Consider the following 23667-nt stretch of genomic DNA (forward strand, 5'->3'; position numbering starts at 1 on the left):
TCAGGGGACGAGCGGCCGCACTTCCCCTGCCACGAACCGCAGGAAGCCCTCGGGATCGGGTTCGTCGGCGGTGGGCTGGAGGATCACGGTGTCGGCCCCGGCGTCCGCGAGGCGCTGGACCGCCTTGGCGACCGCGTCCGCGTCACCGGCGACTCCGTGTTCGGGCACCGGGTCCTCGCCATTGGCCGCGATCTCGGCGCGCAGCCGGGCGGCGGCGTCGGGGCCGGTGGCCGCATGTAGGTTGACGACGATCCGGTGGTGGCCGGTCCGGCCCGCCGACTTGCGTCCCTCGTCGATGAGTTGGCGTGCGCGCCGTACCCCCTCGGGTGCGGTGGCGGCGGTGAGGATGGTGCCGTCGGCGGCCTCGCCGGAGAGCCGGAGCGTACGGGGGCCGGTGGCGCCCGTGAGAACCTCCGGCGCCCGCGTCGGCGGCCAGTCGAGGGCGACGCCGTCGAGCTTCACATACCGCCCGTCCGTGCTGACCCGCTTCCCGCCCAGCAGCGCGCACAGCGCTTCCAGGTACTCGCGCAGCAAGGTCACGGGCGACTCGGCCCGCGCCCCGACCTGTCCCATCCAGTCCTGTACGCCGTGGCCGACGCCCAGGATCGCGCGCCCCGGGAACAGGCGGTGCAGCGTGGCGGTCTCCATCGCGGTGACGGCGACATTGCGCAGTGGCACGGGCAGCAGGCCCACGCCGACCCGCACCCGTTCGGTCCAGGCGAGGGCGGCCGACGCGGCCGAGATCCCCCCTTCGAGGAAACAGTCCTCCCACAGCCAGAGTTCCTCAAGGCCCGCCTCGTCCGCCACGCGCGCCATGGCACGCAGACGCTCGGGGGGCAGCTGAGGCCGGAACACAGCACCGAGTCCAGTCATGTGGCCTTACTACCTAGGACTGGCTCGGCGGACAACTGCTTTACGCTTCGCCGCCGCCGCCGCCGCCGCCGGTGTCGGTGTCGGTGTCGGTGTCGGTGTCGGTGTCGGTGTCGGTGTCGGCACGCGTATACCGCAGGAGTACGACACCGCTGTCGAAGATCCGCGACTCGACGAGCCGCAGACGGGTGAGGTAGTCCGTCTCCGGGAACAGGCGCCTGCCACGGCCGATGAGTACCGGATGGACGTACAACCGGAAGTCGTCCACGAGACCGTGCCGCATGAACTCGGCGGCGAGATCGGCGCCCCCGAGCCCCAGATCTCCGCCCGGCTGCTCCTTCAGCGCCCTGATCTCCTCGGGCACGACGTCCCGCACGATCGTGGTTTGCCCGTCCGCCCGTTGCAGCGTCCGGGAGAACACGAGCCTGGGGATGTTCCGCCAGATCCCCGCGAACTCGACCGTTGTCGGGCTGCTGGCGGGGTCCTTGTCCGCGTCCGGCCAGTACCCGGCCATCAGTTCGTAGGTCAGCCGCCCGAACAGCAGGGCGCTCAGCCCCTTGACCTCCGCGTTGACGTTCCGGAACACCTCCTCGTCGTCCACAGCCCAGTCGATCTCACGGTTCGGCCCCTCGAAGAACCCGTCCAGGGACACCGACATCATCACGACGATCTTTCGCATGGCGGACCTCACCCGGGTCGTCTCGCTACACAGGGACGTGACCAGTCAACCAGGAGGGCACGGGACCAGCAGGGTGAAACGCCTTTCGCCTGGGGGCTCGATCGCCTGGGGCTGCTCGCGCTCGGCGATCGCCTCCGGGCGGGCGACGACGTACGGTGCGATCAAGGCGGAAGCGGCCGACCGCCTTCTGCGTCCGCAGGGGGCGAGGGCGCTGGGCCGGCCGAGAGGCCCGAGCCGACCGCGCCGAAGATGCCTCGGGTGGTGAGGCCGAGGTGGCGGCCACGCCAGGCAAGCCCGCCGCCCAGGAAGCCGGCCATACCGATCACGGCTGCGTACTGCGCCGGGGCGTTCAGTGCCAGCGCGCCGATCACCAGACCCCCGGCGCCCATCGTGAGCGCCATGACTCCGACGGCTTCCGCGAGACGCCGGCCGCGGGTCGGGGTGGGGACGGGAAGCGGCTCGGTGGGTAGCGCGGCCGAATCCAGCAGACCTGTCCAACGGCCCGCTGCCGCGCGCTCCATCACCGTGACCAGCCTCGCGACCAGTGGCGGCAGCGCGTCGTCTCCGTCGCGGAACACGGCGCCGGCAGCGTCGCGCAAGGCGCCCTGCACCTGGGTGATGTGTTCGGCCAATTCCTTGCGTCGGGGTTCGCTGGCCTGCCAGTGGCCGTACTCCGCGAAGCTGCCGAGGTCCCGGATCACTGCCTCCACCCGGGCGTCGAGCGACAGGCTGTCTCCCTGTCTTTCCCTGACCTTTCCGCAGGCGAGGATCGCTCTGGCGCAGTCGCCGTGGATGGACAGCGGGCAATCCTGAGCCGTTATGCGGCTCAGGAACCAGGCCTCGCGGAAACCCCAGGTGAGCCAGGGGATACCCAGGGCGGCAGCCAGCCGGAGTTCCATGCCGGGGAACGCGAGCACCAGGACCAGCACCGGCAGCGAAGGCACGATCACCGTCCCTACCGGCCAGGACTCGCGTCCCCTGTCGGCCAGTTCGGCCTCGAACAACCGCCGCTCCAATTCCTCCGGCGGAAAGGGAGGAAGCGCGCCGTTCGCCTCGATCGCCGCGGTCACCTCTCCCACGTCGGCCGGTTTCGGGCGCTCGGCGACCACGGAACGCGCGATCCTCATAGGCCTCCCGGCGCTCCGCCAAGGAGTCGCTGTAAGCAACCAGGGCTCGTAGAACCTCACGCGGAAGGTGAGGACCAGCACGACCTCCGTGAAACAGACGCCCACTGTCTCCGCGAGGTGGCCCCAGTCCGGCATCCCCGTCTCAGCTCTGGGTTCCCGACGATTCGCCGCTCGACTCCCCCCGCGGGAACGTCACCTCGACGCGGCGGTTCTTTCTGCGGCCCTGTTCCGAGGTGTTGTCGGCGATCGGGTAGTCCTCGCTGTAGCCGCGGACCTCGAAGGTGACGTCCGTCGAGCCGAGGTAGGAGGCCAGTTGGTCGTGGACCACTTCCGCGCGGTTCTTGGAGAGGGTCAGGCCGTGGGCGTACGAGCCGAGGTTGTCGGTGAAGCCGAAGACACGGACGGTCGTCGCGTTCGTGGCCTTGATCTCGTCCGCGATCGCCTGGATACGGGAACGGGCCTCGGGGTTCAGTTTCGAACTGTCCTTGGGGAAGAGGACCTCGGCCTGCAGAGCGAAGGTCACGTCCGAGTTGGTGTCCTCTCGGCGCTCTTCGCCGCCTAGGTCTTCTACGACTGACTTGATGTCGAGGACCTTGGCGGGGGCGAGCGTCCCGCCATCGGCCAGTTTCAGGCCTGGGCTGTTGGCGTCCACCTCGGGCGGTGGGGAAGTTGTCACGCTGCCCGGTGGGGCGCTCGGGTCGTCGTCGGCGGCGTATGCCGGAGGGTCGCTCAGGGTAAGGGTCGCCAGCACCGCGAGGGCCGTGAGCGTGGTCGCCGTGTGGCGGAAGGTGAGGGCCATGGCTACTCGCCCTCGGTGAGTTCGATCGAGGCGGGGGGCATGGCGCCTACTTGGAAGCTGACCTTGGTGGTGTCGGTGGGTGGGGCTGGGAATTGGGCAAACCACTGGGTGCTCTCGCCCTGGCTCAAGCCACCGGTAAACCTCGTGCACAGGCACCGGCCCTCGGTGTCACGCAGGACCAGGTACTTCTTCCTGCCTGTCTCATCGACCAGGCTGGCGCCCGCCATGGATCCGCCGTTCTTGGCCAACTCACGCTCGTCACCTCGCCAGCTGCCCACGGACCAAGCCTTGCCGGTAGCGTTCGTGACTGTGCCCTCGACAGTGACGAAGCCGCCCTCGTCACGCTTCGCGGACGAGATCGTAAGAGTCACACCGCCCTCGCCCTTGACCTCAGCAAGGACCGTGTCCGACGGGGGAGCCTGCGACTCCTCCTTCCCGTCATCACTGTTGCTCTGCGCCGGTGACGACGACGGAGCGCCCTCGGACTTGTCGTCGTCTCCCCCGCCGCAGCCGGCCACCGTGAGGAGCAGCCCAGCCGTGATCGCCACCGCGCTCAGCGCCCTGCGGCCCTTCATGGTGTGCCGAAAGTCCATCGGTGCGGCTTCCTCTCACTCGGCCAGATACACAGAGAACATCACGGACGCGTCAGGAAGGTCGTCCGGATCGAAATCTTCGGGGTCGATGTTCACGGTCTCGCCGTCGCAGACCAGTTCCACGGGTTGTGTGGGATCCGCGTTCAGATCGAACTCGCAGCGCGGCTGGACCACGGCAATGGCATGGGCCTGCGCCTGCATGCCTTCGGTACCGGGGATGATCGAGTCGCCGACCGTGTAGTTGGTCTGTATGTCGACTCGGAAACCGGGGTAGCCGCCCACCGCCTGGGGCACGATGGCCTGGACGGTCGAATCATTGGCAGCGGCCAACTCCCCGGCCGCTTCGGCGGTTCCTCCGGCCGGAAGCTCGGCATCGCCGGTCAGGTCAAGCCAGTCCAGCCAGTCGTCACCCGCACCGATGGCGTCCCCGAGGTCGAGCAACAGCTCGTCCCGCGCGTCCTGCGCCGCTGCCAACGCCGCAGCGTCCGCCGCGGATTGAGCACCATTACGGGCGGACGCTGCCTGGGCGAACACGAAGAAGGCCAACGCGGCAAAGAGCAGAATCACCGTCAGCCAGATGTAGATGGGGAGCGTCTGTCCACCGTCGCTCCCCAGTTGTACTGAGGTCAGCCGCCGCCGATGACGTCGTTGACCGCGTTGAGGATCGCGTCTGAGATCAACCCGTCCAGCCCGAGACCGTCGATCAGCGTGAAGATCCCCGCGATGATGATCATCAGGCCCGCGTACTCCACGAACCCGGCCCCCGCATCCCGCTCCTTGCCCCGCATTCGGGAGACAACGGTCCGCGTCCACGCCTCGAAGCTGCTCATCGTCACTGGCCTCCCACCCGACACCACCACTACCGACCCGAGCACCGTACGTGAGAACCCGCCTACTGCGAGTGGGCCCAAGGGCCCAACTTCCCCATACTGCAGTCCGTCTCGGAGTCACCGCCTCCACCCCTCCCGCGCAGTCCCCAGCCAGTGGGCGATCGCTTCGCTCCGCGAAGAACTGTGCAGCTTTGCGAAGATGCGGTTGATGTGGTTCTTGACGGTCTTCTCGCTGATGAAGCAGGTGGCGGCGATTTGGCGGTTGCTCATGCCGGATGCGATGAGGTCCATTACCTCCACCTCCCTTGAACTCAGGCCGAAGTCGGGCCGATTGAGGGTGCGGCGACGAAGGGCCGCCGCGTGCGTGAGTCGAGCCTTTGACGACTGTGCCACAACTGGTTGCAGATGCGAAGAGTTTTTGTTCGGTTCGTAGGAAACACCGAGTGAATTCGTGAAAGTCGGCGTGCCGTTCCTCAAGTCGCGTACTGCGGTGATCAGTTCGGCGGCGGTGAACTCTCCGTGGACGAGATAGCCGGCCGCTCCCCGGAGCAACGCCTCGGCCACGACCTCGGGTTCACGGCTGTACGTCAGCATCATCACCGGGGCGATTCGGGCCAGGTCGGGCAGGGCGGTCAGGCCGTCGGTGCCGGGCATGCGGACGTCGAGGAGTACGACGTCGGGGGCGTGGCGGGCGGCGGAGGTGAGGGCTTCTTCGCCGTCGGCCGCCGCCGCTACGACCTCGATGTCGGGGTGGCCGCCGAGCAGCGCGGTGAGGCCGGCCCGGACGACCGGGTTGTCGTCGGCCACGAGTACGCGGAGGGGTGGCGGGCCGGGAAGTGCCTGGTCAGGCATGTGCGGCCTCCTGTTGAGGGGGGTGGGGTGCGCAGGGCGTCGCGGGGAGGGCCAGAGGGAGCGTTACGGCTACCTCTGTGCCTCCCTGGGGGGATCGGCCCAGGTGGATGCGGGCGTTGAGGGTGGCGGCCCGTTCCGACATGCCCAGCAGGCCGAAGTGGCCGGTTTTCGTTGCGTCTTGAAGGGTGGTGGCCCCGGGCAGGCCTCGGCCGTCGTCCTGGACGCGGACCGTGAGATCGGTCTCGGAGGCGTCCAGTTCGATCGTCACCCGCTTCGCGTCCGCGTGGCGGTGGGCGTTCTCCAGGGCCTCGGACACGATCGCCAGGAGGTGGTGGGCGGTGGTGTCGGGGAGGGGCGGGCAGCGGCCACCCTTGTGGTTCAGGGATGTACTGATCTGCGTGTGTGACTCGAAGTCGGCCGTGCGGATGGTGAGTTCGGAGAGGAGGTCAGTGTGGCTGCGCAGGTCCGACAGGAGTGCGCGGGACTCCGCCGCCGCTCTGCGCGCCGCGCCCGCCACCGTTGTCGCCTGGCCCTTGAGCGCCTCCAGCGCCTTCGGGTCCGAGGCGTCCGCCGATGCCGCAAGCGCCTCCGCCGCCAGGGCCAGGCCGTGGAGAGTCTTCGCCACCGAGTCGTGCATCTCGCGGGCCAGGCGGGCTCGTTCGGACTCCACCGCCTCCGCGACGGCGAGGCGGGAGGTCGCCTCGGAGAGTGCCTGGCTGGCCGTACCGAAGCGGAACATCAGGTTGCGGAGGGTGACGCCGATGATGCCGGCGCCGATGCAGAAGCCTGCGATGAGGAGGGTGTTGGCGCCTGCTCCGGGGTGGTGTGCCCAGGCTCTGTACACGGTGAGGAGGACGATCAGCTGCAGGCCCGTGAAGATGCCCGAGCCGCGCCAGCCGTACAGGAGGCCCGCCAGGAGCGGGGTGCAGACCGTCGCGTAGGCGAGGGGGGAGGCCGGGGAGGCGGTCAGGAGGAGGACCGCGCCGAAGGTGAGGTCCACGGCCATGAGGGTGGGGTGGGCCAGGAGGCGGGGGCCGAAGCGGTCCCAGTCTCGGAGCATGGCGTACGAGCCCATGACGCCGAGGACCGCCGCGGCCAGTACGGCGTAGCGGGGTGGGCCGTCCGTGGCGTTGGCCATCGCAACGGGGGCGCCTATCGCTATGGCTGCCCCGCGTACTGCGAAGGCCTGGCGGCATAGGGCCTGTAGGGCGTTCAGTTGGAGGCGGATGCTGCCGGGGGCGGGGGCGTCGTCTGCGAGGTAACCGGCGTCGCCCTTGGGCCAGCCCGCGTCTGCTTCCGGGGGCCCGGCGTCCTGGTTACCGTCGGGGTGGGTGCGCTGCTCGGCGCTTGCGAGGTGCCGCTGTGCCCACCCGTGCCGCCCCTTGCGGCACGCATGCCCACAGCTGGGACGGCAGCTGTGACTGCGGCCGGCGCCCGCGGCCCACAGCCGCGTCAGCCTCATAGTCATCATCGGCCCAAGATCGAGCCGAAGTCGGTGCCCGAGCCCAGGAACATGCCTGTTGCGATCAGGATCATTGTCGCGGGGAGCATGAAGACGAGGGTGACCATCGTGGCCTTGGGGATGGTTTTCGCGGCGCGGCGGCGGGCGTTCTGGGCGTCTGTTCGGCGCATGTCGTTGGCGAGCTGGATGAGGGTGTCGGCGATGGGGGAGCCGAGTTCCTCGCCCTGTTGGAGGGCCGAGACGAACTGGGCGACCTGTTCGGAGGAGTTGCGTTTGCGGAGTTCGTCGAAGGCCTGGCGGCGGCTGACGCCCACGTCCATCTGGCGGAGCGTGATGCGCAGTTCGTCCGCCCAGGGGCCCTCGTACTTCTCGGCGACGCGGTCCAGGGCCTGGCGGAAGCCGAGGCCCGCCGAGACGACGACCGCGAGGACGTCGAGGAAGTCGGGGAGGGTGCGGTCGATGACCTCCTTGCGTTCCCGGACGGCCTGCCAGATGAGGGCGTCGGCGGCCACCACGCCGAAGGCGAAGGTCAGAGCGGCGAGGAAGAGTTGGCCGTTGGAGAGGAAGACGAAGCCGAGTACGACGCCGAAGATGCCGTACACCGCCCGGCGGGCCGCGTAGCGGTTGAGGGTCAGGCCGCCGGGGTTGCCCGCCATGTCGATACGGCGGCGCTTGGCGTCGACCCGGCGGGGGCCCATCAGGCGCAGGACCGAGGGCGCGAAGCGCATGCCGAGGCGGTCGACGGCCGAGTCCGCCTTGGAGACGCGGGTTCCGCCGACCTCCAGGGCGAGCACGAGGTCGGAGGGCAGTTTGGCGTCGGCGCGGATCATGCGGATGCCCAGGAGGACGCCCGCGACCGAGGCGGCCATGAGGAGAGCGAGCAGCAGCGTCAGCAACGTGATCCCTCCCTCATACTTCGATCTTGCCGAGGCGGCGGATGACGAAGAAGCCGACGGCGTAGAGGCCCAGGGACAGCAGGACCAGGCCCTGGCCGAGCGGGGAGCCGGTGACCCGGGCCAGGGCTCCTTCGTTCGAGGAGTTGATCAGCACGAGTGAGCCGATGCCCAGGAACGGGACCGTGAAGGCGGTGGCGTTGACCTCGGAGAGCATCGTGCGGACCTCGCGGCGGGTCTCCTTGCGGTCCTCCAGGGTCTGGGTGAGGTTCCGGAGGGAGCTGACGACCGATCCGCCTGCCTTGTTGGCGAGCACCAAAGTCGTGACCAGGACGATCAGTTCGCGGGACGGGAGGCGTTCGGAGAGTTCGGCGAGGGCGTCCTCGACGGTCCTGCCCATCGTCAACTGGTCGGCCACGTGCGCGAGTTCCTCGCCCGCCGGGGCTTCCAGCTCCTCCGCCGCCATCGCCAGGGCCGTCCGCAGCGCCAGTCCGGCCGCCGTCGCGTTCGCCAGCAGGCGGGCCACGTCGGGGAGTTGGGCGATGAAGGCCTCGATGCGTTTCTGGCGCTGCCAGTTGAGGAAGAAGGCCGCGCTCCAGACGCCCAGGAGGGCGGCGATCGGGCCGAAGAAGGGGGCCAGGGTCGCCGCCGCGATCAGCCACAGCGCCACGACGACGGCGGTGACGTACGTGAAGAACTCCCCCGCCGTCACGTCGAGTCCCGTCGCCGACAGGCGCAGGTGGATCGAGCGGCCGATGCTGGTGCGGCGGACCCGGCGGTCGATGCCCGCGAAGCGGCGTACCCGGCCTGCCGCCGTGCGGAGGGGGCCGGCGCCGGCGAGACGGTCGACCAGTGCCTGGCGCTGGGCGCGTCCGGAGGCGTACGAGTGGATGCCCGCGACGGCGAGTGTGCCGCACAGGATCGTCGCGCCGAGGGCGAGCAGGGCGGGGTTGTTGTTCATGGCTCACACCTCTCAGCCGTGGAAGTCATCCGATGGCCTGCCTCGTGTTCAGTACGTCGATCGCCTCGGCCACTCCGAAGGCCGGTGGCAGCGGTTCGTTGGCGACGTACAGCTTCTCCGCGATGGAGCGCGGGAGCGGGAGGTGCTCGAAGTGGCCGCGAACGACCCGGTCGGGGCCTACGGGGCGGGGGACGAAGCGGGTGACGGGAGCGATGCGGAACTGTTCGCGGCCGTGCGAAACCAGCAGGGCGATCTCGGTGACCTTGCGGGAGCCGTCGGCGTGGCGGGAGAGCTGCACGACGACCTCGACGGCCGAGTTGATCTGGTCCTTCAGGGCCTCGAAGGGGATCTGGACCTCGGACATCGAGCCGAGGGTCTGGAGGCGCATCAGCGCGTCCTCGGCGGAGTTCGAGTGGACCGTGGCGAGCGAACCGTCGTGGCCCGTCGACATGGCCTGGAGCATGTCGAGGGTCTCACCGCCGCGGACCTCACCGACGATGATGCGGTCCGGGCGCATGCGCAGCGAGTTGCGGACCAGGTCGCGGATGGTGATCTGGCCCTTGCCCTCGACGTTCGGGGGCCGGGATTCGAGGCGGATGACGTGCTCCTGCTGGAGCTGGAGTTCGGCCGAGTCCTCGATGGTGATGATGCGTTCGTGGGACGGGATGAGCCCGGAGAGAGCGTTCAGCAGGGTCGTCTTGCCGCTGCCCGTGCCGCCGCTGACGATGACGTTGAAGCGGGCGCGTACGAAGGCCGCGAGGAGCATGAGCATCTGCTCGTCGAGGGTGCCGAGGCCGATCAGCTCGGGCAGGGTGTAGGCGCGGGGGAAGCGGCGGATCGTGAGGGTCGGTCCGGTGAGGGCGAGCGGCGGGATGATGACGTTGACGCGCTCGCCGGTGGGGAGGCGGGCGTCGACCATCGGGTTCGACTCGTCGACCCGCCTGTTGACGGTGGAGACGATCCGCTCGATGGTCTGCATCAACTGCTCGTTGGAGGCGAAGCGGAGCGGGAGCTGCTCCACGCGCCCCGCTCGCTCCACGAAGATCGAGTCCGGGCCGTTGACCATGATCTCGGTGATCGACGCGTCGGCCAGGAGCGGTTCGAGGACGCCGAGTCCGAGCGCCTCGTCGACAACTCGGCGGATCAGCTGGGAGCGTTCCGCGGAGGAGAGAACCGGGCCCTCGCGGCTGATGATGTGGCCGAGGACGCGCTCCAGGCGTACCCGGCGTTCGGCCGCCGCCAGGCTCGACATCTCGGCGAGGTCGATCTCTTCGAGCAGCTTCGAACGGTAGACGGCGACGAGGTGTCCGTCCTCACGGGCGGGTCCCCCCTCGTCGGGGGCGGCGATACGGGAACGCAGACTCATGGCTTCGGCTCCTCCCTGTTGCTGTCAGTCGTCGGTGGGCATGGTGGCGCTGCGGGAGACCGTCACGGGGTTGAAGAGAGGTATGACGGCGGGGACTTGGACGGTGACGGTGGCGGTGGTGAGGTCGGGGCCTTCGGGAGCCGCCACGGCCGGGTTGAGCCAGCCGCTCACCGCGGCCTGACCGGCCGCCGCGCCGTCCCCGCCCTGCGAGGCGACCCGCGCGGCGGCTCGCGCCCCGGTGCCGGCCTGGTTGATGCCGTACCCGATGAGGCCCAGCTGGATGGCGGCCATGCCGACGACGAGCAGGATGGGCAGGAACCCGGTGAACTCCAGGATGGAGACGCCGTGGTCGTCCCGTAGCCGATGCCTCAGGTCTCGGAGCCCAGGCCTCAAGCCCCGGAGCCCAGGCCTCAGGCCCCGCAGCCCAGGCCCCACACCCCGGAGCCGACGCCGTGGTCGAGGGGAGAGCCTCATCCGCCATCACCCTCCAACGCCGCGCCCGCTTCCCCGCTCACGCTCCACCCCGCGTCGAACCCCGGGAAGAACAGCGGTACTTGGACGCTGACGGTGGCCCTCATCAGCGAGCCGGCGGGGGCACACCCGATCTGGGCGCCGTCCCAGGCCCCCGGCAGATGCTCGCTCCCCGCCGCCTGGCACGCACCGCCCACATCGCCGTCGACCGCGTACGCCGCCGTCGCAGCCCGGGCCGCCTCGTCCGCCGCGTTCCCGGCGAGGGAGTACGAGTAGCCGTACAGCACGCACTGCCAGAGGATGGTCATCACGACGAGCAACAGCGGGAACATCCCGGCGAATTCGAGGGTCACGGCCCCCCGGTCGCCGCCCTTGCGGCGGAGTGCCAGCGCTCCGCGGTCCGAGGGTGAGGACTTACGGCGCCTGCCGCCTCCTCCGCCCTCCTGGGCGACGACCAGTCCCAGCTCGCCGGCCAGTGCCCACAGCGCCTGTTTCACCGTGGAGCGGGCGTCCAGGTCCTGGAGGCGGCCGGCGTCGACCACCGACTGGAGTTCCTTGAAGGCGGCGGGTACGGCGGAGCGGGCGACCTTCGTGCCGGTGACCTTCTCGACGAGGGACGGCTGGATCTCCGTGCCGCGGGCGAAGCGGTTGACGACGGTCGTCGTCTCCTCGGCCTTGCGGATCTGGAGGCGGTCCCACATGCGGATCATGCGTTTGGCGGCGCGGACGGCGATCACGTCGGGGGTGACGAGCAGGAGGGCCTGGTCGGCCATCTCGATGGCGGCGGCGGTCGCGGAGTTCATCTGGGATCCGCAGTCGACGATCACGACGTCGTTGCGGGAGCGCAGGGTGGCCAGGACCTGGCGGGCCACCCGGTCGGTGACCTCCTCGCCGCGTTCGCCCTCCGAGGGGGCGAGGAGCAGGCCGAGGCCGGTGTCGTGGGTGTAGACGGCGTCCTGGAGTACGCGGGGGTTGATGTCGCTGATCCCGGCGAGGTCGGCGATCGACCTGCGGAACTGGACGTCGAGGTAGGAGGCCACGTCACCGGACTGGAGGTCCAGGTCGACCAGGGCCACGTCACGCCCCGACGCCCGTGCGGCGAGGGCGAGTTGGACGGCCGTCACCGTCGCGCCCACGCCGCCCTTCGCGCCGGTCACCGTGACGATCGTGCCGCCGGGGCCCGCGTACAGCTCCGGTGTGCCGCTGACCAGGTGGCGGCGCATGCCGAGCGACCACGCGGCGGCCGCCTGGACGCGCTCCGCGAGGGAGTCGTAGGCCAGCGGCAGGCCGATGATGCCGCGGGCGCCTGAGTCCATGGCGGCGGTGAGTACGCCGTTGCCGGTGTCGGCGGTGACGAGGACGACGCCGACCGCCGGGAAACGCATCACCAGGTCCCGGATCAGGTCCAACGCCGGTACGGGGCCTATTCGTTCGTGGACGAGGACGACCTCGGGCAGCTCGTCCAGGGACTCCCCCGCGAGACGCGCGAGGGAGTCGAGGAGAGCGGTCGAGTCGGGGACCGGCGGGGCCGGTTCGGCGTCCGCGAGCTGGCTCAGCAGTGTGGTGAGCGCGCGGGCCGAGTCGATGTCTCCGACGGCCGGGAGGATACGGATGGTCATCGGACCCGCCTATGGGTCGTCACGCCTGGCCGCGTATTCGTCACGCCTGGCCGCGAACACGTGACGCCGGGCCGCGTACTCGTCACGCCGGGCCGCGTGCTGGTCATGCCCGGCCTAGTGGTCGTCATGCCCGGCCTCCTACTTGTCCTCGTCGAGGGTGTACGTGCGGTCGCCGGGAGCGACGGTGCTGTCCGCGCCGCCCGCGACCAGGGCCAGCCGGACGTGTTCGGCGAACGACTCGGCGTACGCGACGCGTTGGGCGTCGACGGTGCCGAGCGCGAAGGTGATGGGGACGGCCTGGGTGGCGGTCCGGCTGCGTTCGGCCGTGGACTGGCCCGGGTCGAGCGCGGTGAGCTTGCCGACGTCGATGACCCGGGCGTTCACCACGATGACCTTGGACTGGTCGACGCCCGTGTCGCCCTCGGCCTCGAAGGTGGCGTAGATGTTGACCCGCGAACCCGGGTTGATCTTGCCCGCGACCCCCGTCGACGCGTCGATCAGGATCGCGATCTCCTGCTGGCCCGCCTCCAGCGCGGGCCGGTCCACGATCATGTCGGCCTGGAGCAGGGAGCCCTTCTCCAGCCGGGTGACCGCGATCTTGCCGCGGATCTGGGAGAGGTCGGTGACGGCCGTGGACGACAGCCACCGCTCGGGCATCTCGACCTTCTCGAACTGGTCGGCCGACAGCTCCTTGTAGGGCGCGATGTCGTCCTTCAGGCGGTACGCCGCGACCTCCGGGCCGACCTTGGAGTTCACGTCACGGATCACCGAGAGCACTCCGGCGAAGGCACCGATGGCGCACAGGGCCGAGAGGACCAGCAGGATGACGCCGCGGCGCTGGCGTGAGTTCATGATCCGGACAACCTCGTTCGTGGGGCGGGGACGGCGGGGTCGAGCGGTCGTACCTGGTGTTGTTCCGTGGTGCTTATGTGGCGCCCGGGGGCAGGGCGCGTACAGAAGAGGCTGCCCGCGCGGTGGCAGCCGGAAGCTCCGATGGGGAGGCCGAAGTCGAACGGATGGACGACGGTGAAGATGATGGCGACGGCGACGGCTGTGCCGATGCCGGTGGCAGTGGCGCCGCGCAGAACCCGCAGCGGTCACCGATGAGTTCGAGCCCGCACCAGTGGCACTGTTCCCGCCGGACGGACGACACGAGCTGGTAGAGCACGGACACGTCGTACAGCCCGGCGGCGAACTCGACGAGCTTCCCGGTCCCCCACCAGCGCGTCGACTCCTCCGGCAGCGGTACGGTCGCGACGCCCTGCACCCGCCAGGCGGGCGCGAGCGTCTCGGTGACCCAGTCGGAGGGTGCCTGGCCGGCGGCGGCGAGCAGCCGCGTGCCGAACTCCGGCCCGGCGAGCTCCTCTTGGCCGACGCGCACGAGCTGCGGTCGCGGATTGGCCAGTACGGCGAACTGGGCGCCCGGCACCCAGGACTTGGCGTGGGACTTCAGGGACACCGGGACCCGGTCGAGCTTGGCGACCGAGCCGAGCAGGGCGCCTGCGTAGATGTAGTGGGCGAGCAGACGCGCGGCGGAGGCGAGTACGCCCGGACTGAAGTCGCAGACCGAGAGCTGCCTCAACTGTTGTGCCAGCAGGGCGACTCCGAGCGGCGGCAGGTCGATGCCGAGCAGTGCGATGCGGTCGCTCTCCAGGACGGAGCGGACGGTGCGCAGTCGCTGTGTCACCTCGCCTGAGACCGAGGCGGGGTAGAGCGAGATGACGTACCCGTGCTGCTCGATGAGCGCGTGCATCCCCAGGAGGGAGCTTTCGAGGGTGTCGAGGGGCTGGACGACTGCGGGCGGGATCTGCCGGTCGTGCGGTGGGAGCACCAGGTCGGGACTGGTGACGGCTATCGCGGTCGGCACGCTGCACACACCCCGTTCGCTGCGGCGGGCCGTTCCCTGCGGCGGAGTGGTCAACCACCGCCTCGGACCGCCCCTGTTTCGCCATGGACCGTCACATATGGCCACAGATCGCCACTGTGACGCCCTCCTGCATCAGCACCATATCCACGGCATGCCCCGCTCAACACCGACTTCGCGAGATCAACTCACTGAAGGTGCGGGCTTGATCAACGGAGAGTGAGGCGCATATGCCACAACTCGGTACGCCAGTAAGGCCGTTGAGGGACCCGAGGGCCGCCAGAGGTCTTGACAACCCAATTGGTCTGGACCACCTTGTACCCCAACAACGGTGGCCACCGTTCCCCATGCCCTCCCCACATCTTCCCCATCCCCTCCCCCTCACCGGAGGTCCCAGTGGACCGCGTATCAGGCATGCCCGGACGCAGACGCACTTGGGCGGGACTCCTCGCCGCCGCCGTCACCGCCTCCTTCCTCACCGTCGCCGGGCTCGCCACCGACGCCGAGGCCGCGGACATCAACAACGCCAAGAACGCCGGCTACGAGTCGGGCCTGACCAACTGGACGTGTTCCGCCGGCAGCGGTACGACCGTCACCTCGCCGGTGCACGGCGGCGCGGCCGCGCTGAAGGGCACGCCGGCCGGGCAGGACAACGCCAAGTGCACCCAGGCCGTCGCCGTCAAGCCCAACTCGACGTACACGCTGAGCGCCTGGGTGCAGGGCGGGTACTCCTACCTCGGCGTGACCGGCACGGGTACGACGGACGTGTCGACCTGGACGCCCGACTCCGCCGCCTGGAAGCAGCTGACGACCACCTTCACCACCGGCTCCTCGACGAGCTCGGTGACGGTGTACACGCACGGCTGGTACGGGCAGGCCGCCTACTATGCCGACGACCTCTCGGTGTTCGGCCCGGACGGCGGCGGTGGCAGCGACCCGGCCCCGACGATCCCCGCGGCCCCGGCCGGTCTGGCCGTCTCCTCCACGTCCTCGTCCTCCGTGTCCCTCGCCTGGAACACGGTCTCGGGCGCGACCGGCTACAACGTCTACCAGGGCAGCACGAAGGTCCAGTCGGTGACTGGCGCCTCGGCGACCGTGTCCTCGCTGGCCGCCTCGACCTCGTACACCTTCCAGGTCACCGCGACGAACTCGGCCGGTGAGTCGGCGAAGTCGGCGGCGGTCACCGGTACGACGACCGCGACCGGCGGCGGGGGCGGCACGCTGCCGAAGCACGCCGTGACCGGCTACTGGCAGAACTTCAACAACGGCGCGACGGTCCAGCGGATCTCCGCCGTCCAGTCCCAGTACGACATCATCGCGGTCTCCTTCGCCGACGCCACGACGACGCCGGGCGCGGTCACCTTCAACCTCGACTCGGCCGGGCTCGGCGGCTACACCGTCGACCAGTTCAAGGCGGACATCGCCGCCAAGAAGGCCGCGGGCAAGAAGGTCATCATCTCCATCGGCGGCCAGAACGGCACGGTGACGATCAACGACTCGACGTCCGCGACGAACTTCGCCAACTCCGTCTACTCGCTGATGACGACGTACGGCTTCGACGGCGTCGACATCGACCTGGAGAACGGTCTCAACGCGACGTACATGTCGCAGGCGCTGAGGTCCCTGTCCAGCAAGGCGGGCTCCTCGCTCATCATCACGATGGCCCCGCAGACGATCGACATGCAGTCCACGTCCAACGCCTACTTCCAGACGGCGCTGAACATCAAGGACATCCTGACCGTCGTCAACATGCAGTACTACAACAGCGGTTCGATGCTCGGCTGCGACGGCAAGGTGTACTCGCAGGGCTCGGTCGACTTCCTGACCGCGCTGGCCTGCATCCAGCTGGAGGGCGGCCTCGCCCCGTCCCAGGTGGGCCTCGGCCTCCCCGCCTCCACCAGCGGCGCGGGCAGCGGCTATGTCTCCCCGACGATCGTGAACAACGCCCTCGACTGCCTCGCCAAGGGCACGGGCTGCGGCACCTTCAAGCCGTCCAGGACCTACCCGGACCTGCGCGGCGCGATGACCTGGTCGACGAACTGGGACGCCACGGCGGGCAACGCGTGGTCGAACGCGGTCGGGCCGCACGTGCACGCGCTGCCGTAGCACCGTCCGGCACTGCACTGCCGTAGCACCGTCCGACACCTCGCCTGTGCGGCGCCGCCGGAAAACCGGCGGCGCCGCACACTTCTTGGTGAGGGATGCCTAAGGCGGGTGTCCTAGACTCTCGGAATCCCGAAGCAGGAGCCTCGCCAGATGACACCCCCCGTGCAGATCCCCACGGACGAGTGCGCCTTCGACGACCCCGAGACCCGGCGGAACTGGCAGCTCGCACGGCTGCGCGCGGGTGCGGTGCTGCCGCCGGTCATCATTCTGCTGCTTGCCACCCTGGTGGTGATGGGGATGCTCGGGGACCGGCCCACGACGCAGCCGATGTGGATGCGCGTCGTCGGCCTCCTGTGTGTCGTCGCGGCCCCGTTCACCTTCGCCTACGCGCTGTACTCGTTGGGTCCTGTCCTGCGCCTGCGCAGGATCCGACGGATTCTTCGTGTGTACCCCTGGGAGTACCGCGCGTCCGTCCGTCCCGCCCCCGGCGTCAAGGACACGATGGCGCTCCCCGTGCGCGTACGGACCGACCCGGACGGCGACTGGTCCAGGACCATGCGGGCGGTCAACCCGCTCCAGCGCAAACGCTGGACGGGCGAGATGGAGCACGGCGCCTGGTTCGCCGGCGACCCCGAGTTCGGCGGAGTGATCGCGCTGCCGGGGGCCACGGACCTCATGACACTGGAACGCGGCACCCGGACTCCCCCGGACCTGCACCGGGAGATCGCCCGCGACAAGGAGCGCATGGCACAGGCCAAGCGGGCCGGAATCGCCACGCTGAGCGCAAGCCTTCGCGCCTAGGGCCGTCCGCGCCCGGCGGGGTGAAACATTTCCGTGGGTCCACCGCATCAATGAAGTGAAGGCAGTTCGGGGGACGTCGGGGGAGTTCATGAGACAGGGCCGGGCCGAGGGGTATCAGGAGTTCGCGGCGGCACGTGCGGGGCACATGTACCGCTCCGCGTGTCTGCTCACCGGTGGGGACACCCATCTCGCCGAGGACCTGGTGCAGGAGACACTCGGCCGGCTGTACGTCAGCTGGGGCCGGGTCTCGCGGGCCGACAACCCCGCGGGGTACGCCCAGACCGTCCTCACCCGTACGTTCCTCGCGCACCAGCGGCGCCGCAGCAGCAGGGAGCGTGCCACCGACACGCTCCCCGACGTCCCCGACCCGCACTCGGCCGACGCCGACATGCCCCTGCGGCTGACCCTGGTCGAGGCGCTCGGCCGGCTGTCCGCCAAGGACCGGGCGGTGGTCGTCCTGCGCTACTGGGAGGACCGCAGCATCGAGGAGACCGCCGACGCGATGAACGTCAGCTCGGCCGCGGTACGCACCCGCTGCGTCCGCGCCCTCGCCCGGCTGCGTGTCCTGCTCGGCGACGCCCTCGGCGAGTACGCCAAGTCCTGAACCGGCGACTGCGCCGGCACCTTAACGACACTTGCAACGACCTAGCGGAGAGGCTGGTTCGCCATGCCCGTTGAAGACACCGAGGAACACTTCGAGGACCGGCTCGGCGCGGCCCTGCACCAGGCAGGCGGGACCTACGAGACCGACCGGCGCACCCTGATCACCGCCGGGGAGGTACGCGGCCGCCGGCTCCTGGTGCGGCGCAAGGCGTCCGTCCTGGGCGGCGTCGCCGGCGTCGCGCTGGTGGGACTGGGCGGGGCGCTGCTCGTACCCGGAGGCGGGGGTGAGGGCGGCGAGCGGTCCGTGGCCGCGAGCGCGGGAGCCTCGAGCACGGGGTCTTCGACCGTGGGCCACGCGACGCCCGACGCGGTCTCCGGCGACGAACTCGTAAGCACCCTCGAAAAGCTGCTCCCCAAGGGCGAGTTCAGCGGACAGCAGTCGCGCGGCACGAACGAGACGCTGCCACCGTACGCAGGGCTCGTGTACGACGACGGCAAGGGCGAGGCGGCCGTAGCCGTCAGCCTCAACCAGGTCGAACCGGGCAGCGAGCAGGCCCGCGCCGCGACCGCGTGCCCGGACAAGGTCCTGTTCGCGTACGACCCCGCGTGCGTGACGAGCAGACTGTCCGACGGCTCGGTGCTCACGATCTTCCAGGGGTACGAGTATCCGGACCTCCGCGTCCAGACGAAGTGGTGGACCGCGGACCTCGTCACCCCGCAGGGACAGCACGTCAACGTGAGCGAGTGGAACGCCGCCGCCGAGAAGGACGCGCCGGTCAGCAGGCCCGAACCGCCCTTGTCCACGGCGCAGTTGAAGAAGGTCGTCACGGCGCAGGCGTGGCTCACCGCCATCGACGCGTACTCCGAGTCCACGGAGAACGCGAAGGAGTCGCTGAAGCCCGAGCAGCCGAAGAACACCGGCCAGCCGCCCGCCGGCATCGACGGCGCGACGATCCGGTCGACGCTCGTCTCCCTGCTCCCCGACGACGTCGAGGTGGTCGGACAGGGCGGCCAGGACACCGAGTACACCTATGTCGTGGTCGACGACGGACAGGGCGAGAGCCTCGTCCAGATCAACGTGCAGCCCGACATGTCGGACGTCGAGGACCAGCTCTTCGGCCCCGACGCCAAGACCCTGCCCGACGGCACGAAGGTCGCCACGCATCAGGGCCCTGGCGAGAAGGGCGGCGCGGGGGTCGTGATGTGGACCGCCGACACCATCAGGACCGACGGCAGGCGTGTGGTGGTCAGCGCCTTCAACTCCGGCAGCCAGGAGCGCGCCGCGACGCGCGGGACTCCGGCGCTCACGATCGAGCAGCTCGAGGCGATCGCCACGAGTGCGAAGTGGCTCGAGCTCGGCTGACATCCAGAAGAGTTCGGCTGACATCCAGAAGAGACCGCTAGAGGAAGTCCGCCCACGGCTGGTCCCAGATCTGCTTCACGCACAGGACCAGGAAGAGCAGTCCTGCGATGGCGAGCATGCCGTTGCTGAGCGGCCCGTTGCGCCACTCGCTCGGTGTGCGGGAGGAGTTGAGGAGCCAGATCAGGGTGAGGGCGAGGAACGGGAGGAAGGCGGCGCCCAGGACGCCGTACAGGATCACCAGGCGGAACGGCTGGCCCTGGAAGAGCAGGACGATCGGCGGGAAGGTCAGCCAGAGCAGGTACGCACGGAACGGCCAGGACTTCTCGCGGGCGCCCGAGGCCACTTCCTCCCCGGTCGTCCTGGTCCCGCGGTAGCGCTCCACGAAGTCGGCGAACATCAGGCTCACGCCGTGCCAGACGCCGATGAGCGAGGTGAAGGAGGTGGCGAAGAAGCCGATCAGGAAGAACTTGGCGGTCGCCGTGCCGTACTCGGCCTCCAGGATGTCGCTCAGCTGGATGAGGCCCTTGTCACCGCTCGCGATGGCCACGTTCGCGGAGTGCAGGAGCTCCGCGCCGACGAAGAGCATCGAGATGACGAAGATGCCGGTGGTGATGTAGGCGACGCGGTTGTCGAGGCGCATCACCTTCATCCAGCCCGTGTTCGTCCAGCCCTTCGCGTTGACCCAATAGCCGTACGCCGCAAGGGTGATGGTGCCGCCGACCCCGCCGATCAGGCCGAGCGTGTTGAGGATCGAGTCCTTCTCGTCGGGGAGGACGGGGAGAAGGCCGGCGAAGGCGTCGCCGAGGTTGGGGGTGACGCGGATCGCCAGGTAGACCGTGACGACGAACATCACGCCCACCAGCACGGTCATGACCTTCTCGAAGACCTCGTACTTGTTGAACCACACGAACACGAGGCCGACCAGGCCGCAGATGACCGCCCACGGCTTGATCGACCAGTCGTCCGGGAAGACGTCGGGGAACAGCGCCTGCAGCGGCAACGCGCTCGACGACATCGCCGCCGCGCCGTACACGAAGCCCCAGATGACCACGTAGACGACGAAGAAGTACGTCGTCCACCGGCCCAGGCTCGCCCAGCCGTCGAAGAGGGTCCGTCCGGTGGACAGATGCCAGCGGCCGGCCGCCTCGGCGAGGGAGATCTTGACCACGCAGCCGATGACCGCGGCCCAGAGCAGGGTGTAGCCGAAGTTGCTGCCCGCGACGAGTGTCGCGACGAGGTCGCCGGCGCCCACGCCTGTCGCGGCGACGACGATGCCGGGGCCGATGTACTTCCAACTGGATTTGCGGGGCTGGGAGATGGACTCCCCTGACGCTGATTTCCCAGTGGTCTCCGTCATGTGATTCAAGAGAGCGTAAAGAACAGGTGGGCACAAGGGAGCGCGCTTCGATCATCACCCGATGTGCACAGGGAACCGGCCGGGCGACGATGACACGCCAGGGGGGGGCTACGGGCCAGGTGAGGGCGTCGGGCGGTAGCGTCCGCCTACATCCCCCGGCCCATTTTTCGGCCGATTCCCGCTACCGACCCATGGGTGTCTCTTGACCTGACCATGCCAGACCTTCACGATGAGCGCCACACCCGCACCAGGCACGTCGCACGGATCCACCCCCCACCCGCTCCACTCCCTTCGTTCCGGAGATCCCGGAACGCCCGGAGAAACAAGGAGACTTCATGCGACTTCGCATTCGCGGCAGCGGCGCCGGAACCACCGGAAAGAGACGCGGCCGCCGCACCGCCGCCTTCGCCACTCTGCTGGCGCTCGCCCTCGCGGCACCCCTCCTCACCGCGGCCACCGACGCCACGGCCGACGGCGCGAAGGCCCCCGCGGCCGAGGCGGACCCCGTCCGCCAGTACGAGGTGCACACGCACTCGGACTCCGCGTCCCGTACGGCGATCCAGCAGACCGGCGTGACCGTGGACGAGGCCGACACGGAGACCGTCGTCGTCTCGGGCCGCGCGGACCAGATCAAGAAGCTGCGCTCGCTCGGCTACGAGGTCTCGCTGCTCGGCTCGGCACCGGACCGCTCGAGCGCGGCCGACGTGGGGGTCCTCGACTTCCCCACGGCCGACTCGACCTACCACAACTACGCGGAGATGACGAGCGACATCAGCTCCGTCATCGCGGCCTACCCGAACCTCGTGAGCCAGCGCGTCATCGGTACTTCGTACCAGGGCCGGAACATCGTCGCCCTCAAGATCAGCGACAACGTCGGTACGGACGAGGCCGAGCCCGAGGTGCTGTTCACCCACCACCAGCACGCCCGCGAGCACCTCACCGTCGAGATGGCGCTCTATCTGGTGAAGGAGCTGACCTCCAAGTACGCCACGGACTCCCGTGTCGCCAGCGTGGTCAACTCCCGGGAGATCTGGATCATCCCGGACCTCAACCCGGACGGCGGCGAGTACGACATCGCGAGCGGCGCGTACCGCTCGTGGCGCAAGAACCGCCAGCCCAACTCCGGTTCGTCGTACGTCGGTACCGACCTCAACCGCAACTGGAACTACCAGTGGGGCTGCTGTGGCGGCTCCTCCGGGTCGACGTCCTCGGAGACCTACCGCGGTACGGCACCCGAGTCCGCCCCCGAGGTCAAGGTCGTCGCCAACTTCGTACGCAGCCGGGTCGTCGGCGGCACCCAGCAGATCAAGACGGGCATCGACTTCCACACGTACAGCCAACTGGTGCTGTGGCCCTACGGCTACACGACCGCCAACACCGCGACCGGTATGACGCTGGACGACCGCAACGCCTTCGCCGCGGTCGGCGGGAAGATGGCAGCCAGCAACGGTTACACGCCCGAGCAGTCCAGTGACCTCTACATCACGGACGGCTCGATCGACGACTGGCTGTGGGGCAACCAGAAGATCTTCGCGTACACCTTCGAGATGTACCCGTCCTCCGCGTCCGGCGGCGGCTTCTACCCGCCCGACGAGGTCATCACCCGGGAGACGTCCCGCAACCGGGACGCGGTGCTGCAGCTGCTTGAGAACTCCGACTGCATGTACCGGTCCATCGGCAAGGAAGCGACGTACTGCGCGTGAACGCTCCGCTGAGTGAGGCGGACAACTACTAGGTCGTTGGGGAACTGCGGGCCGTACGTGGCCGGTCGCGCAGTTCCCCGCGCCCCTTACGGGGCGCTGTCCTCGACGTCTGCCTTGGTGACCTCGGTCTCGTCGACCTCGGTGTCCGCCTCTTCCGCGTCCTCGTCGCCGTCCTCGAAGTAGGCGTCCAGGACCGCGTCCAGCCGTTCCTCCCACTCGCCGAACCGCGCCCGGGACGCCGCCTCGATCTCGATCGGGTACCAGCGGCGGTCGGGAGTGTGGACGGTGATGGTGAACCGCCTGCCGAAGCGCGGGGACTCCGTCTCCACGGCGCCGATCTCGTCCCAGCGGAACTCGCACGCCTGGTCGTCCAGGGCGAGCCGTACGCCCTTGTGGTCGGCGGCGATCTTCGCGCGACGGTCGGAGGCCTCGAAGACGGGGCCGTCGGGGGCTTCGTCCTCCTCCGCCTCCTCGACCTCCTCGGACTTCTCTGCCTTCTCGAGATCGGCCTTCTCCAGATCGGCCTTCTCGAGAGAGGGTCCCTCGGACTCCTCGGCCTCGGCCTCGGCCTCCGGCTTCGCCTCCGCCTCGACGGAGTCGTCCGGGGACCCGGCGTCCGCCGGCTCTCCGGACACGGGTGAGGTGAGCCCGGGGATGAAGGCCGGGTCGAACCCGGCGCCTTCCAGGGGCTGGCTGCTCGAACCTATGCGCTGCTCCACAGCCGGAAGTATGGCGGACGAAGCTGTGCCATGGGGCGCCGGGGGCAGAAGGCTTCTTGGGGGATGGACGGTACGGGGGCGAATTCGAAGACCCTCCAGCAACACGCTCCAAGGCTGACCGAGACTCGTTGCCCGCGCGCACCACGAAGCGTCTACTGGTCAGAAGGGATCGGTGAACGAGATCGGCTTGCCGGTGGCGTGGGCGTATGCGATCTCCCTGCTGGTGGACTCGCCGATATACCCGCCTGGGTTGACGACCAGAACCCGGTCAGCCAGGTCGATCTTGCGCAGGTGGAGGGCGTCCAGCGCGGTCTTCTGCTCGTTGGTGATCAACTCGTCTGCTTCGTGATCCTCGGCGCGCAGGAAGACGCCTGGCGCGACGACGATGACACCTGCGAAGGTCAGATCACGGTTCGCCGCGCTCATCTCGTGCACGAACCGGGTAGAGCCGCAGATGCAGACAATCTCAGGTCGGTCGGGCACGGCTCCGTCCTTCGGGTCGAACGGGAAACCGTCCGTGTGCGCGCAGCCATCACAGACGGGCAGACGAGCCAACACTTTACGCAGCGAGACGGACACCACGCGGCTGCACTGTCACAGGCGGGAGGCGTGGCCCGTGCTGGGAATGA

The 23667-nt window shown here is 69.3% G+C and carries 24 protein-coding genes; 5 read left to right on the forward strand and 19 right to left on the reverse strand.

Annotation, left to right across the window (positions count from 1 at the left end):
* From OG266_RS15470 to OG266_RS15545, 16 genes are all read right to left on the reverse strand, one after another.
* A complete protein-coding gene (locus tag OG266_RS15470) occupies positions 1-873 on the reverse strand; it encodes an LLM class flavin-dependent oxidoreductase (protein ID WP_371546217.1) in 873 nt (290 codons plus the stop codon).
* A 40-nt stretch (positions 874-913) separates the two neighbouring features.
* Entirely contained in the window at positions 914-1549 is a 636-nt protein-coding gene (locus OG266_RS15475) for a dihydrofolate reductase family protein (RefSeq protein ID WP_371546219.1), read from the reverse strand.
* Positions 1550-1710: 161 nt separating this feature from the next.
* The gene (locus tag OG266_RS15480) at positions 1711-2658 is read right to left on the reverse strand and encodes a hypothetical protein (protein ID WP_371546221.1); all 948 of its coding nucleotides are present in this window, start codon (positions 2656-2658) and stop codon (positions 1711-1713) included.
* Positions 2659-2818: 160 nt separating this feature from the next.
* Positions 2819-3475 (reverse strand): OmpA family protein, encoded by a 657-nt coding sequence (locus OG266_RS15485; protein WP_329545734.1) that lies wholly within the window; start codon positions 3473-3475, stop codon positions 2819-2821.
* A 2-nt stretch (positions 3476-3477) separates the two neighbouring features.
* Positions 3478-4068 carry a hypothetical protein gene (locus OG266_RS15490; protein ID WP_371546223.1) on the reverse strand — a complete coding sequence of 197 codons (591 nt, stop codon included), beginning with the start codon at positions 4066-4068 and terminating at the stop codon, positions 3478-3480.
* A gap of 15 nt (positions 4069-4083) precedes the next feature.
* Entirely contained in the window at positions 4084-4698 is a 615-nt protein-coding gene (locus OG266_RS15495; protein ID WP_371552798.1) for a pilus assembly protein TadG-related protein, read from the reverse strand.
* The gene (locus tag OG266_RS15500; protein ID WP_329545736.1) at positions 4695-4898 is read right to left on the reverse strand and encodes a hypothetical protein; all 204 of its coding nucleotides are present in this window, start codon (positions 4896-4898) and stop codon (positions 4695-4697) included. The genes OG266_RS15495 and OG266_RS15500 overlap by 4 nt, the downstream gene beginning before the upstream one ends.
* A 117-nt stretch (positions 4899-5015) precedes the next feature.
* Entirely contained in the window at positions 5016-5750 is a 735-nt protein-coding gene (locus OG266_RS15505; protein ID WP_371546225.1) for a response regulator, read from the reverse strand.
* The gene (locus OG266_RS15510) at positions 5743-7221 is read right to left on the reverse strand and encodes a sensor histidine kinase (RefSeq protein ID WP_371546227.1); all 1479 of its coding nucleotides are present in this window, start codon (positions 7219-7221) and stop codon (positions 5743-5745) included. Before OG266_RS15510 ends, OG266_RS15505 begins: the two co-directional genes overlap by 8 nt.
* Entirely contained in the window at positions 7218-8108 is an 891-nt protein-coding gene (locus tag OG266_RS15515; RefSeq protein ID WP_371546229.1) for a DUF5936 domain-containing protein, read from the reverse strand. Before OG266_RS15515 ends, OG266_RS15510 begins: the two co-directional genes overlap by 4 nt.
* A gap of 13 nt (positions 8109-8121) precedes the next feature.
* Positions 8122-9066 carry a type II secretion system F family protein gene (locus tag OG266_RS15520; protein WP_266455023.1) on the reverse strand — a complete coding sequence of 315 codons (945 nt, stop codon included), beginning with the start codon at positions 9064-9066 and terminating at the stop codon, positions 8122-8124.
* A 25-nt stretch (positions 9067-9091) separates the two neighbouring features.
* The gene (locus OG266_RS15525) at positions 9092-10432 is read right to left on the reverse strand and encodes a CpaF family protein (RefSeq protein ID WP_266455025.1); all 1341 of its coding nucleotides are present in this window, start codon (positions 10430-10432) and stop codon (positions 9092-9094) included.
* A gap of 24 nt (positions 10433-10456) precedes the next feature.
* The gene (locus tag OG266_RS15530; RefSeq protein ID WP_371546231.1) at positions 10457-10825 is read right to left on the reverse strand and encodes a TadE/TadG family type IV pilus assembly protein; all 369 of its coding nucleotides are present in this window, start codon (positions 10823-10825) and stop codon (positions 10457-10459) included.
* 77 nt (positions 10826-10902) lie between these two features.
* Positions 10903-12522, reverse strand: a complete 1620-nt coding sequence (locus tag OG266_RS15535) for a CpaE family protein (protein ID WP_371546232.1) — start codon at positions 12520-12522, stop codon at positions 10903-10905.
* Positions 12523-12660: 138 nt separating this feature from the next.
* A complete protein-coding gene (cpaB, locus tag OG266_RS15540) occupies positions 12661-13374 on the reverse strand; it encodes a Flp pilus assembly protein CpaB (protein ID WP_371546234.1) in 714 nt (237 codons plus the stop codon).
* Positions 13375-13447: 73 nt separating this feature from the next.
* Positions 13448-14389: a hypothetical protein gene (locus OG266_RS15545; RefSeq protein WP_371546235.1), complete on the reverse strand. Its 942-nt coding sequence runs from the start codon at positions 14387-14389 to the stop codon at positions 13448-13450.
* A gap of 411 nt (positions 14390-14800) precedes the next feature.
* Here OG266_RS15545 and OG266_RS15550 point away from each other — a divergent pair, with 411 nt between their 5' ends.
* The 4 genes from OG266_RS15550 (at position 14801) to OG266_RS15565 (ending at position 19259) form a co-directional block, all read left to right on the forward strand.
* Entirely contained in the window at positions 14801-16492 is a 1692-nt protein-coding gene (locus OG266_RS15550; protein WP_371546236.1) for a chitinase, read from the forward strand.
* A gap of 150 nt (positions 16493-16642) precedes the next feature.
* On the forward strand, positions 16643-17293 hold the full coding sequence (locus OG266_RS15555; protein WP_371546237.1) for a hypothetical protein: 651 nt from the start codon (positions 16643-16645) through the stop codon (positions 17291-17293).
* Positions 17294-17381: 88 nt separating this feature from the next.
* Complete coding sequence (locus tag OG266_RS15560) at positions 17382-17897, forward strand: SigE family RNA polymerase sigma factor (RefSeq protein WP_266455044.1); 516 nt, start codon at positions 17382-17384, stop codon at positions 17895-17897.
* 63 nt (positions 17898-17960) lie between these two features.
* Positions 17961-19259, forward strand: coding sequence for a hypothetical protein (locus tag OG266_RS15565; protein WP_371546239.1), 1299 nt, complete (start codon positions 17961-17963; stop codon positions 19257-19259).
* A 37-nt stretch (positions 19260-19296) separates the two neighbouring features.
* Here OG266_RS15565 and OG266_RS15570 read toward each other — a convergent pair whose 3' ends face one another.
* Complete coding sequence (locus OG266_RS15570) at positions 19297-20616, reverse strand: Nramp family divalent metal transporter (RefSeq protein WP_371546241.1); 1320 nt, start codon at positions 20614-20616, stop codon at positions 19297-19299.
* 335 nt (positions 20617-20951) lie between these two features.
* Between OG266_RS15570 and OG266_RS15575 the strand changes: the two genes are divergently transcribed.
* Entirely contained in the window at positions 20952-22319 is a 1368-nt protein-coding gene (locus OG266_RS15575; RefSeq protein WP_266455052.1) for a M14 family metallopeptidase, read from the forward strand.
* An 86-nt stretch (positions 22320-22405) separates the two neighbouring features.
* Here OG266_RS15575 and OG266_RS15580 read toward each other — a convergent pair whose 3' ends face one another.
* On the reverse strand, positions 22406-23038 hold the full coding sequence (locus tag OG266_RS15580) for a hypothetical protein (RefSeq protein WP_371546243.1): 633 nt from the start codon (positions 23036-23038) through the stop codon (positions 22406-22408).
* Between the two features lie 159 nt (positions 23039-23197).
* On the reverse strand, positions 23198-23620 hold the full coding sequence (locus OG266_RS15585) for a hypothetical protein (protein WP_371546245.1): 423 nt from the start codon (positions 23618-23620) through the stop codon (positions 23198-23200).
* Positions 23621-23667: the final 47 nt, after the last annotated feature.

Origin of the sequence: Streptomyces sp. NBC_00554, assembly GCF_041431135.1 — a bacterium.
Taxonomy (GTDB): domain Bacteria; phylum Actinomycetota; class Actinomycetes; order Streptomycetales; family Streptomycetaceae; genus Streptomyces.